At 52.4% G+C, this 17,587-nt stretch carries 17 protein-coding genes; 11 read left to right on the top strand and 6 right to left on the bottom strand.

Features of this window, described 5'->3' with window-relative positions; all coding sequences use genetic code 11:
- Positions 1–14 precede the first annotated feature (14 nt).
- From WGC32_RS02580 to WGC32_RS02570, 3 genes are all read right to left on the bottom strand, one after another.
- Entirely contained in the window at positions 15–722 is a 708-nt protein-coding gene (locus WGC32_RS02580) for a DNA-3-methyladenine glycosylase family protein (protein ID WP_342680578.1), read from the bottom strand.
- Positions 723–753: 31 nt separating this feature from the next.
- The gene (locus WGC32_RS02575) at positions 754–1,086 is read right to left on the bottom strand and encodes a CGGC domain-containing protein (protein ID WP_191482124.1); all 333 of its coding nucleotides are present in this window, start codon (positions 1,084–1,086) and stop codon (positions 754–756) included.
- Positions 1,087–1,166: 80 nt separating this feature from the next.
- Positions 1,167–2,330 carry an iron-containing alcohol dehydrogenase gene (locus WGC32_RS02570; RefSeq protein WP_342680577.1) on the bottom strand — a complete coding sequence of 388 codons (1,164 nt, stop codon included), beginning with the start codon at positions 2,328–2,330 and terminating at the stop codon, positions 1,167–1,169.
- Between the two features lie 260 nt (positions 2,331–2,590).
- On the opposite strand from WGC32_RS02570, the gene WGC32_RS02565 reads away from it, so the two are divergent.
- Together WGC32_RS02565 and WGC32_RS02560 are read left to right on the top strand one after the other, a co-directional pair.
- Positions 2,591–3,364, top strand: coding sequence for a hypothetical protein (locus WGC32_RS02565; protein WP_191509500.1), 774 nt, complete (start codon positions 2,591–2,593; stop codon positions 3,362–3,364).
- Positions 3,365–3,486: 122 nt separating this feature from the next.
- Positions 3,487–4,026 carry a zinc ribbon domain-containing protein gene (locus WGC32_RS02560; RefSeq protein WP_224771576.1) on the top strand — a complete coding sequence of 180 codons (540 nt, stop codon included), beginning with the start codon at positions 3,487–3,489 and terminating at the stop codon, positions 4,024–4,026.
- 49 nt (positions 4,027–4,075) lie between these two features.
- On the opposite strand, the gene ychF is transcribed toward WGC32_RS02560, so the two are convergent.
- On the bottom strand, positions 4,076–5,170 hold the full coding sequence (ychF, locus tag WGC32_RS02555; protein WP_342680576.1) for a redox-regulated ATPase YchF: 1,095 nt from the start codon (positions 5,168–5,170) through the stop codon (positions 4,076–4,078).
- Positions 5,171–5,539: 369 nt separating this feature from the next.
- Between ychF and WGC32_RS02550 the strand changes: the two genes are divergently transcribed.
- From WGC32_RS02550 to WGC32_RS02535, 4 genes are all read left to right on the top strand, one after another.
- Complete coding sequence (locus WGC32_RS02550; protein WP_342680575.1) at positions 5,540–6,232, top strand: response regulator transcription factor; 693 nt, start codon at positions 5,540–5,542, stop codon at positions 6,230–6,232.
- A 106-nt stretch (positions 6,233–6,338) separates the two neighbouring features.
- Positions 6,339–7,799, top strand: coding sequence for a sensor histidine kinase (locus WGC32_RS02545; protein ID WP_342680574.1), 1,461 nt, complete (start codon positions 6,339–6,341; stop codon positions 7,797–7,799).
- 112 nt (positions 7,800–7,911) lie between these two features.
- On the top strand, positions 7,912–9,588 hold the full coding sequence (locus WGC32_RS02540; RefSeq protein ID WP_342680573.1) for a S1C family serine protease: 1,677 nt from the start codon (positions 7,912–7,914) through the stop codon (positions 9,586–9,588).
- A 177-nt stretch (positions 9,589–9,765) separates the two neighbouring features.
- Entirely contained in the window at positions 9,766–10,704 is a 939-nt protein-coding gene (locus WGC32_RS02535) for an AEC family transporter (protein WP_342680572.1), read from the top strand.
- Between the two features lie 546 nt (positions 10,705–11,250).
- Here the strand turns inward: WGC32_RS02535 and WGC32_RS02530 are convergent.
- Positions 11,251–12,381 carry an aldo/keto reductase gene (locus tag WGC32_RS02530; RefSeq protein WP_342680571.1) on the bottom strand — a complete coding sequence of 377 codons (1,131 nt, stop codon included), beginning with the start codon at positions 12,379–12,381 and terminating at the stop codon, positions 11,251–11,253.
- Positions 12,382–12,667: 286 nt separating this feature from the next.
- On the opposite strand from WGC32_RS02530, the gene rpe reads away from it, so the two are divergent.
- Positions 12,668–13,339, top strand: a complete 672-nt coding sequence (rpe, locus tag WGC32_RS02525; RefSeq protein ID WP_342680570.1) for a ribulose-phosphate 3-epimerase — start codon at positions 12,668–12,670, stop codon at positions 13,337–13,339.
- Here rpe and WGC32_RS02520 read toward each other — a convergent pair.
- Positions 13,327–13,908: an adaptor protein MecA gene (locus tag WGC32_RS02520; RefSeq protein ID WP_342680569.1), complete on the bottom strand. Its 582-nt coding sequence runs from the start codon at positions 13,906–13,908 to the stop codon at positions 13,327–13,329. The two genes, rpe and WGC32_RS02520, sit on opposite strands and share 13 nt — an antisense overlap.
- Positions 13,909–14,104: 196 nt before the next feature.
- Here WGC32_RS02520 and WGC32_RS02515 point away from each other — a divergent pair, with 196 nt between their 5' ends.
- From WGC32_RS02515 to WGC32_RS02500, 4 genes are read left to right on the top strand one after another with little or no spacing between them, the layout of a single operon-like run.
- Positions 14,105–15,340: a 4Fe-4S dicluster domain-containing protein gene (locus tag WGC32_RS02515; protein ID WP_342680568.1), complete on the top strand. Its 1,236-nt coding sequence runs from the start codon at positions 14,105–14,107 to the stop codon at positions 15,338–15,340.
- On the top strand, positions 15,337–16,314 hold the full coding sequence (locus WGC32_RS02510; protein ID WP_342680567.1) for an RnfABCDGE type electron transport complex subunit D: 978 nt from the start codon (positions 15,337–15,339) through the stop codon (positions 16,312–16,314). Before WGC32_RS02515 ends, WGC32_RS02510 begins: the two co-directional genes overlap by 4 nt.
- On the top strand, positions 16,301–16,957 hold the full coding sequence (locus WGC32_RS02505; protein ID WP_342680566.1) for an Rnf-Nqr domain containing protein: 657 nt from the start codon (positions 16,301–16,303) through the stop codon (positions 16,955–16,957). The genes WGC32_RS02510 and WGC32_RS02505 overlap by 14 nt, the downstream gene beginning before the upstream one ends.
- Positions 16,958–17,551 carry an Rnf-Nqr domain containing protein gene (locus tag WGC32_RS02500; RefSeq protein WP_342680565.1) on the top strand — a complete coding sequence of 198 codons (594 nt, stop codon included), beginning with the start codon at positions 16,958–16,960 and terminating at the stop codon, positions 17,549–17,551.
- Positions 17,552–17,587: the final 36 nt, after the last annotated feature.

The raw sequence follows: 17,587 nt of genomic DNA, 5'->3' as shown, positions 1-17,587 counted from the left end.
CACACTCCTTTCGCTTAATCTGCGCCAGGCAGATCCTCTTTGGTGGGAGAAGCGGCTTTCCTCTTTGCATTTTTCTTATTCGGAGAGACTTTTTTAGGTGCGTAGTCCTTCATCCCCGGTACTGCGCCTCCCGCCACCGCCCAGAGGTAGAGGCTGGCCACGCTGCCATAGGGATGGAAGCGGCGGCGGTACCGCTCAAACAGTTTGCGGTCGATACGGCGGTGGTGATAGACCATCCGCAGACCCCGCTGGATGGCCAGATCGTCAAAGCTCAGGATATCAGGCCGCTCCATGCAGAAAAGCAGGATCATTTCCGCCGTCCACACCCCGATGCCCTTGAGGGAGGACAAAGCCTGGATGGCCTCTTCGTCGGGCATCTGCCAGATTGTCTGTAGATCAAATTGGCCTTTTTGCACCTTTTGTGCAAAGTCGGTGATATATTCCGCTTTCCTAAAGGAGATCCCGCAGCCCTGAAGCCGCTCTATGCCGGCGGCCAAAATGGTGGAAGCATTTACCTGCCCCAGAGTGTCCTGCATCCGCTGCCAGATGGTTTGCTGAGCTTTGGTAGAGATTTGTTGCCCGATGATATGATGGACGACGGAGGAAAACAGATCCGGGTCTACCTGGCGCTGGACAGGCCCAATCAGGTCGATGAGCTCTCCCAGTTTCGGGTCTCTTTCCTTGAGATAACCGGTTTCCTTGTCGCCATAGCGGAAGTACATAGGCGATTTTCTTCCTTTCCCAATGCTTTTCTCAGTGGGTGTAATCCAAAATGCGGATGCTGTCGCCAAGGTCTTGGACGATCAATTCCCGCATTTTCTTCCCAAAGGGACAGGGGTATCCAATAGGTGTGCCTTTCTGGATGCAGGAGGCAAAGGCGATAGTATCAGCCCCTCGCTTCACCAGCTCCCGAGCCCGCAGCACCGCCTTTTTTCCAGGACATCCGCCGCAATTTATAAAACCTATGATTTCAATATCTTCATTCACTCCATGAAAAGCGCCTTGCTTTTGCTGTATCATACGGAAATCCGTAGTTCCAGGACAAAAGTCCTCGGTTTGCATACAACGCAGAATGCCCACTTTCATAAGTCACCATCCTTTCTTTTGCTATGCTGCTATAAAAATCCCCTCTGCTCCAAAGCAGAGGGGATGAATGGGCTTTGGGCTTACAGTGCCAGCCGAAGGATAGCAGCCACATCCTCCTCATAGAGAGGTTTAAATTTGCCGATAGGACCGTACATGACAGCCTTTTTCGCCATCTCATCGATGCGGTCGCCGCCAATGCCGATGTCGGCCAGGCGGGTGGGCATGCCGATGGACTTGGAGAAGGCTTCCAGACGGCGGATACCTTCCAGGGCAATCTCCTCGTCGTCGGCAAAGGCCAGATCTACGTCAAACATCCGTACAGCGTACTGGACAAAGCGCTTGATGTCGGTTTTATAGACATATTTCATCCAAGCGGGGAAGACGATGGCCAATCCCGCGCCGTGGGCAATGTCATAGATGGCGCTGAGCTCATGCTCAATATTGTGGGAACCCCAGTCGGGGATTCTGCCCATCTGATAGAGATTGTTGTGGGCCACAGTTCCAGCCCACATGATCTCCGCCCTGGCGTCGTAGTCGTTGGGGTTTCTCAGGACCTTGGGCACATTGTAGAGCATGCTGCGGAAGGTGGCTTCAATGAGCCGGTCGGACACGTCCACATTGGGGACGGTGGTAAAATAACGCTCCATCAAGTGGGCCATAATATCGGTAGCGCCGCAAGCGGTCTGGTAGGGAGGCAGGGAGAAGGTGTTCTCCGGATTCATGATGGTGAATTTGGGGATCATCAGCTCACAGCCCACCGAGTGTTTTAGATTCAGGGTATCGTTGGTGATGACTGAGCCATCGGAGGATTCACTGCCCGCTGCCGGAATGGTGAGGACAGAGGCCACGGGAAGGATCTCCTTCGGCTCTCCTTTATTGTCGTAGAAATCCCATACATCCCCGTCATAGGGCACGCCGATGGCGATGGCTTTGGCGGAGTCAATGGTGCTGCCGCCGCCTACCGCCAGGATAAAGTCCACATTTTCTTTTTTACACAGCTGGATGCCCTCATAGACCAGAGAAAGGCGGGGATTAGGCTGAACGCCGCCCAGCTCCACAAAGGGGATGCCGGCGTCCTTTAAAATCTTTACAATCTTGTCGTATAATCCGATTTTTTTAATGGAGCCGCCGCCATAATGCAGCAGGACTTTGGAACCAAATTTCTGAATCTGCGCAGGCAGTTCCTTCTCCGTATCTTTGCCAAAGATGATACGGGCAGGGTTATAAAAGTTAAAATTAACCATAAAAAACGTCCTTTCTTTGCAGCATTTCAAAGCCGGAAGATAGGGCCGGCTCCAACCTCAATTATATTCCATTGCCCGCAAATGTAAACCTTTTGCCCTCCCCTTAGGACAACTTTGTATCAATGTCTAAATGAAACCAGTTCCAGCCCGCCATTTTTCACAAGGAGGAAACAGCTTTGATTTCGAAAAATATAGCTTTTTTCTTGACGCACCCGTTTTTCCCCGTATAATGAAAGTAATGAGGAAGAGGAGGGATTATCTTGTTCCGCCGGAAAAAGGAAAAAGAATTAGAAGTTGTTCAGATGAAACCAAAGAGAAGAATCAATATTGCCGCCATTTTGATTATTTCGGTGATTGTGTCGGCGGCCATGGGGATTGTCTCCCTCACCCTTGCCTCCAGCATCCGCACCAACAACCTGGAAAATCTGGGGAGCCGCAGTGTGGATACCGGCCGCGGGATTGCGGCCAGTCTCAAACGTTTTGCCCTTGATGATATCCGCGGCCTTATCGAAAACGGGCAGGTCAACGATACCTACCGTTCCCTCTGTGAGTATTTGGGGGAGATTCGGGATGTCAATGGGTATAAATACCTCTATGTTATTTACAAGGAAGACGATGGCTATCATGTGCTGCTGGATGCCCAGTATTCCCCCAGTCTCATCGCCAATACCGATTATATCCCCATTGGAGGCAGCTACCTGCCCCGGGAGATTTCCAGGCAGGCCGCCCGGCTCTTAGAGCAGGTCTACAGCGGCGCGCTGCCTCTGGCCTCCACCAACACTGTCTCTCAAAATGCCAACCGGGGTTCCACAGTGACCTCCTATATCCCCATCCAGGATGCGAGGGGCGATATTGTGTGTGCTCTGGCCATTGACACCGCTGTTTCCACCGCCGATGTCAACAACGGCTTTATCAGTTTTTACCAGATCGCGGCTGGATTCTTCGGCTTTATCTTCGCCGGCAGCCTCATCCTCAGCATCCTGTATTTCCGTGCCCAGAAGCGAAAAAGGCAGGAGCAGGGAGATTTTTCCTGATTTGAAATCTGGGAAAAAACATGGTATAATAAGCAAAATCTTGACTGGGATCCTGGAGCGAGGGACGCCGGGCCCGGCTGTTGAGAAAACGATCCCCCCAGGGGGAGAAAGGTGTGAGCCCTATGAAATGTCCGCAGTGCGGCGCAGAGGTGGAAGAGCAGTATAACTTCTGTCCCCAGTGCCAGGCCAAGCTTCGTCCAGATGCCCAAACTCCGCCTCCGGGCCCAGATCCGGCCAATCAGAACGGCGGAGAGCACAATGTTCCCCCTTATACACAGAATCAGCCTGGTGCAGCATTCGGACCGATGCCAGGTACTGCTTATGATTACTATACCCAGCGCAACCGTCAGAATAACCCCTATGGAGGAGCGCCAGGAGCTGGCGCAGGCGGCCCGTATCCCAATCCCAACTTCCCCACCGTTAACTATCAGCCGCCTAAAAAGCATACCGGTGTCATCGTGGCCATTGTGATCGCGGCCATGGCGGTGATTATTTCTATTATTGTGGGGCTGGTCGCCATCGTTAACTGGGCGGTTCAGCATACGGAGGAATACTACTACCAGTACGATTGGGACTGGGATAACGCAAGCTGGCAGGATACCGTCCCTCAGCAGGATACCATCCAGCTTTCTGACAGCCACAGTGTTACATTCCCCAAATAAAAACAGCGCGGAGATTTTCTCCGCGCTGTTTCTTTATACTTCGCAAGTTTTACACGTTAAACCGGAAAAGGACCACATCGCCGTCCTGCATGACGTATTCTTTCCCTTCGGAGCGGACCAATCCCTTTTCCTTGGCGGCGGTCATGCTGCCGCAAGCCACCAGGTCGTCGAAAGCCACGACCTCAGCCCGGATAAAGCCTTTTTCAAAGTCGGAGTGGATTTTACCCGCCGCCTGGGGCGCTTTGGTCCCCTTGGTGATGGTCCAGGCACGAACCTCCGGCTTGCCGGCGGTGAGATAGGAGATCAGACCCAGCAGGCTGTAGCACTCCTGGATCAGACGATCCAGGCCCGACTGGGTCAGGCCCAATTCGGACAGGAACATGGCCTTGTCCTCCGGAGGCATATCGGAGATTTCCTCCTCAATGCTGGCGCAGATGGGCAGAACCCCGGCGCCTTCTTCCTCGGCAATTTTTTTGACCTGGGCAAAATACTGTTGGTTGTCCAGTCCGCCGATAAAATCGTCCTCTGACAGGTTGGCCGCATAGATGACAGGCTTATTGGAGAGCAGGGGAATGGTGGAGATAAGCTCCTTTTCCTCCTCATCGCAGGCAAAGGCACGGGCGGATTTGCCCTCCTCCAGATGGGCTTTCAGCCGCTGGAACAGTTCTGCCTCGGCGGTATATTTTTTATCAGCTTTGGCCATCTTCAGGGCTTTGTCGATCCGCCGTTCCACCAGTTCGATGTCGGAGAAGATCAGTTCCAGGTTGATGGTTTCAATATCCCGGGCGGGACCAATTTCACCGTTGACGTGGATGATCTCGGTGCTTTCAAAGCAGCGGACCACGTGAACAATGGCGTCCACCTCCCGGATGTTGGAAAGGAACTTATTGCCCAGTCCCTCACCTTTGGAAGCGCCTTTGACAAGGCCGGCAATGTCCACAAATTCGATGACAGCGGGGGTATATTTATCCGGATGATACATTTCGGCCAGCACATCCAGACGTTTGTCCGGGACGGCCACTACTCCTACATTGGGTTCGATGGTGCAGAAAGGGTAGTTGGCGGATTCTGCGCCAGCATTGGTAATGGCGTTAAATAGGGTGCTTTTTCCCACATTAGGGAGGCCGACGATTCCTAATTTCATACAAGTTGCTCCAATCTATCGTTGCATTGATTTTGCTGGATCAGGCATCCTCATAGCAGGCGTCTGATAAAACATTATCATTATACCCGCTATTTGGATGAGGGGCAAGGGCTGTTCATCCGAAATCGAGGATTCCTTAAAAAATTATTCACTATTCCGGGTGTTTTTATTGTATAATAGAAATATCAGTTCAGCAAAAAGCTACATACCGAGATGGGAGGATAGCGGCGAATGGCCAAAGGCCCGGTGCCTTGCCATAAATAGCGCTGCAAACGGTCTGTCTTTTAGCCTCGTTATAGGCGGGAGCGGGCCATCAATGAAGCTTTTGTTGCAGAGTGAAATAGATGACGATCATTGGGGGTTGAAATCATGTCCATGGGAAAAATTTTAGTATCCGACGACGATAAAAATATCTGCGAGCTGCTGCGGCTTTATCTTGAAAAAGAGGGCTACGAAGTGAGCATTGCCAACGATGGGACCCAAGCCATCGCCAAATTCAATGCGGAAAGCCCTGACATGGTGCTTTTGGATATCATGATGCCGGGCTTAGATGGATGGCAGGTTTGTCGTGAAATCCGGAAAAAATCCAACTGCCCCATCATCATGATCACTGCCAAGGGCGAGACCTTTGACAAGGTCCTGGGCCTGGAGCTGGGGGCCGACGATTATGTGGTCAAGCCTTTTGATACCAAAGAAATTGTTGCAAGGATCAAGGCGGTTATGCGCCGCACAGGGAAGAATACCTCAGAGGGGGATGTCAAGGAAGTCCGCTATGATAAGCTGGTGGTCAATATGACCAAGTATGAGCTGAAGGTGGACGGCAAAATCGTGGATACCCCGCCTAAGGAGCTGGAGCTGCTCTATCACCTGGCCAGCAATCCCAACCGCGTTTACACCAGAGATCAGCTGCTGGATGAGGTCTGGGGCTTTGAGTACTACGGTGATTCCAGAACGGTGGACGTACACATTAAGCGGCTGCGGGAAAAGCTGGAGGGTGTTTCTGACCAGTGGTCCCTAAAGACCGTATGGGGTGTCGGTTACAAATTTGAGGTCAAAGAATAACCGTGCAGGCTGTACCAAAGGACGGTACAGCCTGTAGTTTCTCTAAAAAGAGCCAGGCATTCTGGCCACTTCCATGGGTATAGACAGAGGAAAGGAGAGGGAAAGCTTGCAGAAAAGTGTATTTACCCGTTATTTTTCGGTTTGCGCCGTCATCATCCTGATGTGCATTACCGTCCTCGGCGGGCTATTCCTCATTTTCGCCTCCCAAAATTTTCGAAACGAAAAGCTGGACTTACTCTACAAAAACGCCAGCCACGCTGCGGAAATCACCATGGAAAATTATCAGATCAATGATTATCAGTATATCAGCCAAACGGCTATCCTCCAGGGCTATGAGATGATGGGAAACGCCATTGATGCTGAAATTTTTCTGACCGACCTGAATGGAAAGACTTTGGTCTGTACCGAGGAGGGCTCTTGCCAGCATGCCACCTACCTCATGGCCCAGAGCATTATGAACCGGATCAAAAACGGTGAGTCCTACTCGGAGATGGGAAAACTGGGCGGTATTTACACCGACCGCTACTACACGGTGGGAGTTCCGCTATTGACAGAAGGAAATCAGGTGGTGGGAGCTATTTTTGCTTCTACCGCGGCTCAAAGCCTCAGTGATTTCTTAATGAATATGCTGAAAATGTTTGCCGTTAGTTCGGTGGCGGTACTTCTGTTCGCTTTTGTCATTATTTATTTTGTGACAAAACGGATGACCCGGCCTTTGGCCCAGATGTCCCAGGCCATCCGTAGCTTTGCCAAGGGCGACTTTACAGTGCGGGTACCGGTGGAGGGCAATGATGAGATCGCCCAATTGGCCATTGCTTTTAATAACATGGCAAATTCCCTGGCCATGACAGAATCTACCCGCCGCTCTTTTGTGGCCAATGTGTCCCACGAGCTGAAAACGCCCATGACCACCATCGGGGGCTTTGTGGACGGTATTATTGACGGTACCATTCCAGAGGAGAAGCACAAATATTATCTGCGCATTGTCTCCGATGAGGTAAAAAGGCTCTCCCGCATGGTTCGCTCCATGCTGAATATTTCCCGCATTGAGGCCGGGGAAACCACCATCAATGCCACCGATTTTGATATTAATGCCGTCGTCTGCCAGACGGTCTTTAGCCTGGAACAGCAGATCGAGAAAAAGCGTGTGGATATCCGGGGATTGGATAGCCCCAGGGTGCTGGTGTGCGCTGATGAGGATTTGATCTATCAGGTGGTCTATAACCTCGTTGACAACGCTGTCAAGTTTGTGGATGAAGGCGGCTATATTGAGGTCAGCTATGAGGTTTCGGGGCCGGTGACCTATATTGCGGTGCGCAATTCCGGTGCCGGTATCCCCAAAGAGGAGATTCCCCATGTCTTTGACCGGTTCTATAAATCCGACCGGTCCCGTGGCCTGGATAAAAACGGTGTGGGGCTGGGATTGTATATTGTCCGCTCCATTATAAATCTTCATTCAGGAGATATACTAGTCAGGAGCGTGGAAGGGGAATACTGCGAATTTGTGTTCTCTCTGCCTACCGGTTCCGCCGCCAGATTCAAAAAAAATGAGAATAAAGAAAAATGATTGATCTTTTGTTTATTTTATGTCCACAATCAGCCGCTACAATAGGGTCAGGAAAGGAAATCACCGATAAGCCGCCTGCATTCGGCGGCCTTGATTCGGGAGGGTTTGATAGATGAACGAATTTGAAAAAAACGATTATCCAGGCCAGCCCCAGGAAGAGGCTCAAGGGGAGACGCGGGAAATGGGCGACCAAGGGGTTTCTAGCTCCTGGGAGCAGGATGCGTCCTCGTGGGAAACTGCGTCCTCTGCTGATACTGCGGCACAGGGTGGGCAGGAGCCGGGCCGCGAGAGCGGAGCTTCCTCTGCCGGGGAGAATCACGACACTGCCTCTTCTCCCAAAGAAGAAACCGGTTGGGTTTATGGCAATCAGGCCTACTACCACAACCCGTCTCAGGGAGGGCAGAGTACCTCCGCCGGTGGCGCCTACCAATCGGATTACGGCGGGCAGCAGGGTTATCAGCAGCCCTACAGTGACTACCGTTCTACCGGAAGTACCGCGAATAATCATCAGCGGGTATCCCCCAATCCCTACCGCTATAATTTTGATGAATATGAAGCGGCGGCAAAACAGGGCAAAGGCTCCCGGAAGAATCGGGGCATTGTGGCTTTTCTCTCCATTTTATGCATCGTTTTTGTGCTCACCGGCCTGATGTTTGCCGGGGTAGGCGTCTATCGTCTGGTCTCTGAAGAGGATAGCAGCGGCACCCATGACAATGCCCAGCTTCCGCAAAGTGGGGAAACGGACGCCCAGAGCGGCCTAGTGCTGGAAAATAAGCCCGATGTATCTGATACCTTGTCGGAAGACGGATCTCTGACCACAGCCCAGATTCAGAAAAAGGTACGTCCGTCTGTGGTAGGTGTGATTAAATATCAGGCGGCTTATCCCTTTACAGCGGCAGGAGAGGGTTCTGGTATTATTATGAGCGCCGACGGTTATATTGTCACCAATGCCCATGTGGTCAGTGATGCGGATGAAATTGGTGTGGTTTTGGCTAACGGCGAGGACTACGTAGCCCAGTTGGTGGGGATCGATACCAAGACTGATTTAGCAGTGCTGAAGATTGAAGCGGAGAATCTGTCCTATGCGGAATTTGGCAACTCTGACCAGCTGGAAGTAGGGGAAAAGGCGGTGGCCATCGGTTACCCTGGCGGCATCGAGTTTGGAGGCAGCACCACCGAAGGCATTATTTCGGGGCTCAACCGTGTGGTGAAAAGCTCTGACGGCACTGGTAATGCCATCACCTATATCCAGACCGATGCGGCCATCAATCCTGGAAATTCCGGAGGCGCCCTCATCAACCGTTTTGGCCAGGTCATTGGGATTAACTCCGCCAAAGTCAGCAATGTGGACTATGAAGGGATCGGCTTTGCCATCCCCATTAATGAAGCGAAGCCTATCATCGACGAACTGATGGAAAACGGCCGGGTAACCGGACGGGTGAAGATCGGTATTACGGTACAGCCGGTGACCGAGGCGCTGTCAAAACTCAACGATGTCCCCCAGGGAGTCCGCATCATTTCCATCGAAGCTGACAGCGATGCGGCGGCAAAGAATCTGATGGTAGGAGATATCATCACCAAAATTAACGAACAGGAAATATACTCAAACTCCGACGTGGCCACGGCACTGGAGGGGCTGACACCTGGTCAGACCATTCGGATGACTATCTATCGGAAGACCAGCACCGGCTCTCAAAAGACGTTTGAAGTTAATGTAGAGCTGCAGGAGGATGTGGAAAACGCATTGCCTGATTTGGTGCCTACAGCCCAAAGCGGAGAAAAGTCTTAAACGGAAAACCTCGCATCTGCGGATGCGAGGTTTTTTAATCGCTCGGGGCAAGAAAAAGGGCGAGAGGAGAAAGGTTTTTAGGGAAAATGCTACTTTTTTCGGTTTGGGTTGTCCCTGAAGCTCGGTTGTTGTAAAATAAAAAAGCAATATAGCAATACAAAGGATGGGGGAAAGACATTGGAGCTTTCATGGGTGCTCATGCAACAGGTACTCGTTATGTTCCTACTCATTGGAGTGGGCTTTTTTTGTGTCAAAAGGAATATTATCAGTGAGAAGGGTTCCAAGCAGCTATCCGATCTACTGATTTACATTGTGGTTCCCTGTTTGGCCATCGATGTTTACCAGGTGGACATGGATACAGGGATCATCAAGGGGATTATTCTTGCTTTTGGTCTGGCGATCTTCAGCCATATCCTGGCCATTGTAGTGGCCAAGTTGCTTTTCCGGAAAAGGGAGGACCCCCGATACCGGGTGGAGCGATTTGCAGCGGTTTATTCCAACGCCGGATTTATGGGGCTGCCTTTGGTGCAGGCTACCATGGGTGATGAGGGGGTCATTTTTGCGACGGCCTATTTGGCAACCTTTAACCTTTTTGCCTTTTCCCTAGGCGCCATGGAGCTTCAGGGGGAAGGCCATCGGCCCAAGGTGCGTTCGATCCTGCTGCATCCCGGTATCTGGAGCGTGATCGTAGGTGTTTTGCTGTTCTGTTTCCAAATTCATCTGCCCAATCCCATTGGCCCCGCCATCAAATATGTGGCCTCTATGAATACGCCTTTGGGAATGATGGCTTGTGGGGCGTTCATCGCTGGAACAAAGCTGAAGGGGATGTTCCGCAACAAGGGGATGTATGGGGTCTGTGCGGTACGGCTGCTTTTGATCCCTCTACTACTCATCCTTATCTACAAACTGGCAGGGGTCATGCATTGGTTTGAGGGAGCAGAGATGGTAGTAATCATCAACCTGATTACCGCTTCCTGTCCTACGGCGGCCATGGCCAGTATTATGTCCAAGCAATACAATCAGGACGCGGCGTATGGCGGTCAGTTGGTGGCGGTGACCACCATCCTATCCATTGTAACGCTGCCGCTGGTGGTTATGGTAGCGCAGCTTATTTGATCGGTCCCCATAAAAGCCGGAAAGCAAAGGCGCGAAACTTTTTTCTTAGAAAAGTTTCGCGCCTTTTTTGTTTGGCTTTCAGGCCCTTGAGAGATTTTGCCCTGCAAAAAGAAGGATTCGAAAAAGGAAGAAGAAGGCCATGCAGGGGCAGAAACCAGTCGGACGCATAAGATGATATTGGCATTTGAGGTGGCGGCGCAGTAAAGGGCGGCGGAATCAGAAAGCGGGTTCCACAGGCTTTGCTGCATTTTATATCCTGTCCGTGTCTGCTGACCAATTGCCGCGAAATGCCAGATGCCCAGTTCCTGAGGGCACTTTTCAGCCGGGCCGGGTACCCGGCTTGGCTTTTACCATAAGGAGCGCCGGACGCCCTAGGGCGTCCGGCCGCTGAGGAATAGGATGAAACACCGCCCTAAAAAGAGAGACTGTTTCCCGTGGCGCCTTGCCGGCAAACGTTCTTCCCGCGGGAGCCCTTTTCTAGGAAACGGTGTTTCTTATGATAAAGTGAAATAAAAAGCAGCCCAGAAGGGCTGCTTTTTTGCAAGGTTAGGGAAGGGCGTTGATGGCATTTTCAGCCTCTTCCAGACGATCAGGAATTTGAATGTGCTGAGGACAATGCTCCATACACTGGCCGCACCGCACGCAGTTTTTGGCGTGTTTTTCCTCCGGCAGGAATTTGGTGTAGATCAGTTTGGTGGGGGAGGAACGCTTGCGCTGCTGCAGGGTGTTGTAGATTTTAAATACCTCGGGAATATCCACCCCGGCGGGACAGGGCATGCAGTACCGGCAGCCGGTGCAGGGAACGGTTTTGACACTGTGGATGGCTTCCACCACCTCGTCAATGACCTTGTACTGCTGGCCTGTCATGGGGACGAAGGGCTCAAACTGGGCCACATTGTCCACCACCTGCTCCATACTGGACATGCCGGAGAGGACGACCTTTACATTTTCCAGGGAGGCCACCCATTTGACCGCCCAGGATGCCGCAGATGCTGTAGGCTCATATTTTTTGAAGACGTCCTCCGCCACATCGGGGAGGGTAGCCAGATAACCGCCCCGTACAGGCTCCATGACCCAACATGGGATGTGATGGTCCACCAGGATCTGATAGCTGTCCTTTGCCCGCTGCATCTCCCAGTCCAGGTAGTTGACCTGAAGCTGGACAAAATCCCAGGGATGGGCCTCCACCATGGCGGTTAAGTATTTGGGATCATCGTGGTAGGAAAAGCCGATGTATTTGATCTTGCCTTCTTCCCTCTTTTTCTGGACAAAATCATAGGCGTGAAACTCCTCAATCTGAGCCCATTTTTCCTGGTCCACGCTGTGAAGCAGATAAAAATCAAAGTGGTCTGTGTGACATCGGGCCAGTTGTTCGTTGAAGATGCGTTCCATGTCATCCGGGGTCTTGCAGAACCAGATGGGCAGTTTGCTGGCCAGATAGAAGCTGTCCCGGGGATATTTCTGCATCAGATAGTCACCGATAAACTGTTCAGACTCCCCGTCGTGGTACATATAGGCGGTATCGTAGTAGTTGACCCCATGGGCATAGGCGTAATCCAACATTTTCTCCGCTTCGGGCCGGTTGATCTTCCCGTTTTCCAGTTTAGGGAAGCGCATGCAGCCAAATCCCAGCAGGGAGGGAGAGGCGTCCATGGAGGCGATAGGCTTTTTTTCCATAAAGGGAACTCCTTTCATCAATTAAATGTGTGTGCATAGGCAGGGCTTGTCCCGGGATTCATAAATCCACTTTTTCTGTAAATATAGTATAACACAAATATGAATTTATTGAAACCAGGGAGCTTTTTCTCGGGGGAAAGGTTGACGTTTGCGGGGCCCTTGGTTTAGAATAAATAAGATGATAGTATCATGGAGTTTTATCGCCATCTGGGGTATCCAAGGCCTGAGATCGGCGGATACACCATAGAAAAACCGCCGGGTTGCCGGCGGGAAAAGGGGTATGGATATGATTAAAATATCGCCGTCGATTTTAGCCTGTGACTTCGCTAATTTGGAGCGGGAATCCAAAGCCATGGAGGCGGCAGGGGCTGACATGCTCCATGTGGATGTGATGGATGGCCATTTTGTCCCCAATATTTCCATTGGGGCGCCGGTGGTGGCTGCCCTGCGGCCCAAGCTGCCCATGATGTTTGATGTGCATCTAATGATTACCAATCCCTTGCAATATCTGCCTGATTTTGTCAAGGCGGGCAGCGACCGGATTACCTTCCACTTTGAGTCTGATGACGATCCAAAGCAGGTGATTGACGCCATCCGCGGAGCTGGCAAAGAGGTAGGAATCTCCATTAAGCCAAAAACCCCGGCCTCCGTCCTGGAGCAGCTCCTGCCCTTGGTGGACATGGTGCTGGTGATGACGGTAGAACCGGGATTCGGCGGCCAGAAGTTTATGGCGGACATGCTTCCCAAGATCCGGCAGGTGCGGGATATGGCGAACGCGATAGGGAAAACAGAACTGGATATCCAGGTGGACGGCGGCATTGCCGACGATACGGCGGCTCTGGTGGCCAAGGCGGGAGCCAACGTATTGGTGGCAGGCTCCTCTCTGTTTAAGCAGGCGGATTATAAAGCGGGAGTTGCCAACCTCCGCCGGGCCGCGGAAACTGCTTATGACAAGTAATAAGACAGGATGTCAATGGCCCTGTTTTCCACAATGACCCGGCCGTGTTCCTCCAGATAGGAAACAAACAAGCTGCCCCGTCCGGCCAAGGGCGCGTATTCGCTGAGAAAACCAGCGGTTTTTCCCCTTGGGCCATCCAGGGGATAGATGGCTAGATAGTAGCTTTGGCCCAGGCGGTACAGGGAGCTTTTGTAGACCCGGTGCCCCATCTGCCGGAATAGCTTGACGGAGGCATCGATAACGGTATCCACCTGGGAAAAGCGATAGATCGCGGGTTCGCCAATGGTGTGTTTGACCCGATAGCGCCGGATGGTAGGGCTTTTGTCAAAGAGCGGGGTAAAATAGATGACGCAGCCGTTCTGGCTGCTGGGATAGACCTGGATGAAGAGCTTCTGCCGTCCCGGTGAAAAGCCTGCCTGGGACTTAGCTTTGCCTAGGATATGAAGGAGAACCTCCTTGGTGTGGGGATCGCTATAGTCCAGGGAATCGTAGGAGATGCCCAGGCCTTTGAGATCCTCGCAGCTAAGGGTGACTTTGAGCTTGTTTTTGCTGATGAGTTGTATATTCATGTGAGAAAACCTCCGGCGGATTCCAGAAGGAAACCGCGTCTATGGCGACATAGATGAGACAGAAGGCCCGCTTTCAGGGGATGGGCCAGGATACAGCAGAAAGGCCGTGAAGCGGCCGGCACCTGCCCCGGGCGGGTGCAACACCCACTGATTCACCCTGCCGCAAGGCGGGGACAAAAGAGGTGCAGATAATTTCATGGAATTTAGGAAAAAGGGAGTTTTTCTGGATCAGGCTAAGGAACCAGCCTTATCCCGACCCATTGCACATTATGTGTTTCCCAAGATGGTATATTTGCGGCTGCCCCAAAGGGCCGTGTTCCAGCGCGGTGACCAGGTGCGGATTGATGAGCCGGCGTTTACCGTAGGGAACCAGGCGGTTTTTTCCCCCATCGACGCAGAGGTAGAGGATATCCTAACCCCTTCTTTTGATAAAGAGCACACCTATGCGGTGTTGCGCAACACGGTTACCCCGACCCAGCGCCAGATTATGAAAAAGAATGACGAGGAAACGGTGGAGCCGGAACGGATCATCGCCTATGCAAAAAAATGCTCCGTCGTCGACGATCTCGACGGGGAGTTTCTTTACCGAAAGCTGGAGCAAGCCCAGGATAAACGGAAGCTGGTGGTGGTCGGCAACGCTATCGATGACCAGCCCATGATTTCCAACCATATGGGCCCCTTGTTTAAGCTGACAGCAGAGGCAGCAGGCGGCCTGCGGCTGGCCCAAAAGGCTCTGGGTGCGGCGGAAATCTGCTTTGCCATCTATGGAGAAATCGGGAGCAGTGACCAGCGCATTCCCAAAGAGTTGGAAAAGATTCCGGTGGTCAGGATGAAAGGCCGTTATCCGGCCCGCCCCAGGCTGGAACAGGAGATCGGGAAGAAATACCCTGGTATGCGGGTGGTTTCCATCTCCTCCAATGCCCTGATCCATCTCTACCGGGCTGTGGTCTATGAAAAGCCCCACAGTTCCCTGTTTCTCACTGTGGCCGGGGATGCCATCGCCAATCCTGGCAATGTGGAGGTGGCTTTGGGAACTCCGGTCGGGGAGGTTTTGCGCTTTTGCGGACTGGCCAGAGAACCACGTAGGCTCATTACCCGGGGTACTATGGCGGGATACCGGCTGACCGATACCCAGACGCCGGTATCTTTTGGGATGAATTGCCTGATCGCGGATGCTAAGGACGGCAGACGCACCCACTACGAGTGTATTGGCTGCGGCCGGTGTGTGAAAGCCTGCCCAGCGGGAATCAATCCTTATCTTGCCTACCGCTACATTACGGGAAAAAACCAGAGGTATCAGCAGCTCGGTCTGGAGCGTTGCACCAAATGCGGCCTTTGTTCATATATATGCCCATCGAATATAGATGTTGCGTCTTATATCCAGACGGTGCTCGGTGAGGACCTGCCTCAAAAAGGGGAGGAAAGCGTGTGAAACAGAAAATACGGCTGACAGCACAGCTCAAGTCCAGGGATACTGCTGCTGTGATCATGGGGGACATGATCATCGCCCTGCTGCCGCTGTGCGTCATGGCCTTTTACTATTATGGACTGCGGGCCGCTCTGTTGATGGTGACAGCGGTGGCGGTGAGCTATGCCGCAGATATGCTCGGCTATGCCATCCGGGGCAAGATGCCCAACCCCAAGGACCTGTCTTCTATTGTGACAGGGCTGATTGTGGTTTTGATGATGCCGGCGTCGGTGCCCTATTTTATCGTTGTGCTGGCCTGCCTGTTTGCCATCCTGGTGCTCAAGCACCCCTTTGGAGGCCTGGGAAACAATCCCTTTAACCCGGCAGCCGGTGGGTTTGCTTTTGTAGCCATCAGTTTCCCGCAGAGTGTATTTACCTATCCCACCCCCTTCTCCCAGCTGGAACTGGTAGGCAGTGTGTCTGCTCCATTGGTAGAAAGCACGGCTTTCACCCTCAAGCTGGGAGGACTGCCCGCCCATGACCCGGTGCAGATGCTCCTCGGCAACTATCCGGGGCCCATGGGCGCTACCAACATCGTGGTAATCTTGACCTGCTTGCTCTTCCTCCTCTATCGCAAGAACATCGACTGGAGGATTCCTCTGGGCTTTGTAGCGGCCTGTGCCGCTTGCGCGCTCCTCTTCCCGCGGATTGGAGGAAGCCCTCGATACTCTGTCATCTATGAGCTCTTTTCCGGTACCCTTTTGTTTGGCGCCGTCTTTGTAGTCACCGAACCGGTGACCGGGCCTAAAACAGTGCCTGGCCGATGGGCTTACAGCATTTTGTCAGGCGTGGTCACCATGTTCTTCCGCTATTATGGGGGCTTTGAACAGGGACTGGTGTTTGCCGTGCTTATTATGAACGCCCTGTCTCATGTGTTGGATCGGGAAATGGGACGGCTGGTTGCATATGGGAGGAGGCGGCTGCATGGCGATTCGTAGTCATCTGAAGAAAAGCAGAGAAAAGATGCGGCTGTTTGAGGGGATGACCTATCGCAATCCGGTGCTGATCTGCGGTTTCGCCCTAGCCCCGGCTATTATGATTACCACCTCTCTGAAAAACGCCGTCGCTATGACCCTGGCCTTTTTCGTTGTCACCGTTCCCACCCTGGTGGCGGCTTCTTTTATCAAAAACAGCGTGCCCCGGTGGCTGCGTTCGGTGGTATATGCACTGATTGCATCGGTATTTTTTATTCCGGCTCTTGCCTTGGTGCGCCTGGTTCATCCTTTGGGCGTTGACCTGATGGGAATTTATCTGCCGATCCTGGTCATCAATTCGGTGCTGCTTTCCCGGGCTGAGCGGTTTGCACGGAAGAATAAGCCTGTCCGTGCCCTCATTGACGGAAGCTGCTATACCATTGGCTTTGGTGTGGTGCTATGTGTGGTGTCCACCATCCGGGAGATCATCGGCGCCGGCAGTATCTGGGGTGTGTCCTTAAATCTGAGCCAGAGGACACCAGCTGTATTGCTTCCTTTTGCCGGATTTATCCTGGTGGCATTTTTGGCGGCTTTCGCCCAGTTTCTCAATCGCCTGCTTAACAAGCGGATCTATCACCGGTCTGATTCATCAGGGGAGGTGAAATAAATGGAGGCCGTTGTTCAGTTTTTCCTCCTGGCGCTGACCGCCATCTTCGCGGAGAACACCGTTTTTACCCGGGCATTAGGCGCCAGCCGCGCCTTGATGGAGATGCGTTCCTCCCGGAGCACCATGCTTTTTGGAGCGGTACTCACGGTCATCACATTTTTTTCATCGCTGCTGTGCTATCCGGCGAATATCCTGCTGCGGATGACCCCATATTATCTATATTTAGAGCCGTTGGTTTTTGTCCTGTGCATTGGCATTGTCTATGCCATCATATACCTCATCATAGGGCGCTTTTTCCCAAAGGTCCAGAACCGTATTGGGAAGATGCTGCCTATGGCTACCTTTAATTCCGCTCTTTTGGGCGCCATATTGGTAGCGCTTCATCAAAATTTCAACCTTGCCCAGACCATTGGATTTGGCCTCGGCACGGGAATTGGTTTTACCGTTGCGGCGCTGCTGATCTGTGAGGGACAAAAGAGGTTGGAACTTTCCAGACTGCCCCGCTCCTTCCGGGGACTGCCTGCCACCCTTTTGTATATCGGTATCCTTTCCCTGGCCTTTTATGGCTTGATCGGCCATCAGCTTCCAAGTTGATTTGGTTTACTTCGACATCTGTGTAGCAGTAAGGGA

The organism is Zongyangia acetica (genome assembly GCF_038739695.1).
GTDB lineage: Bacteria > Bacillota > Clostridia > Oscillospirales > Ruminococcaceae > Zongyangia > Zongyangia gallinarum.
The sequence above is the reverse complement of the archived record's forward strand: the minus strand, read 5'-3'. Positions and strand labels throughout refer to the sequence as shown.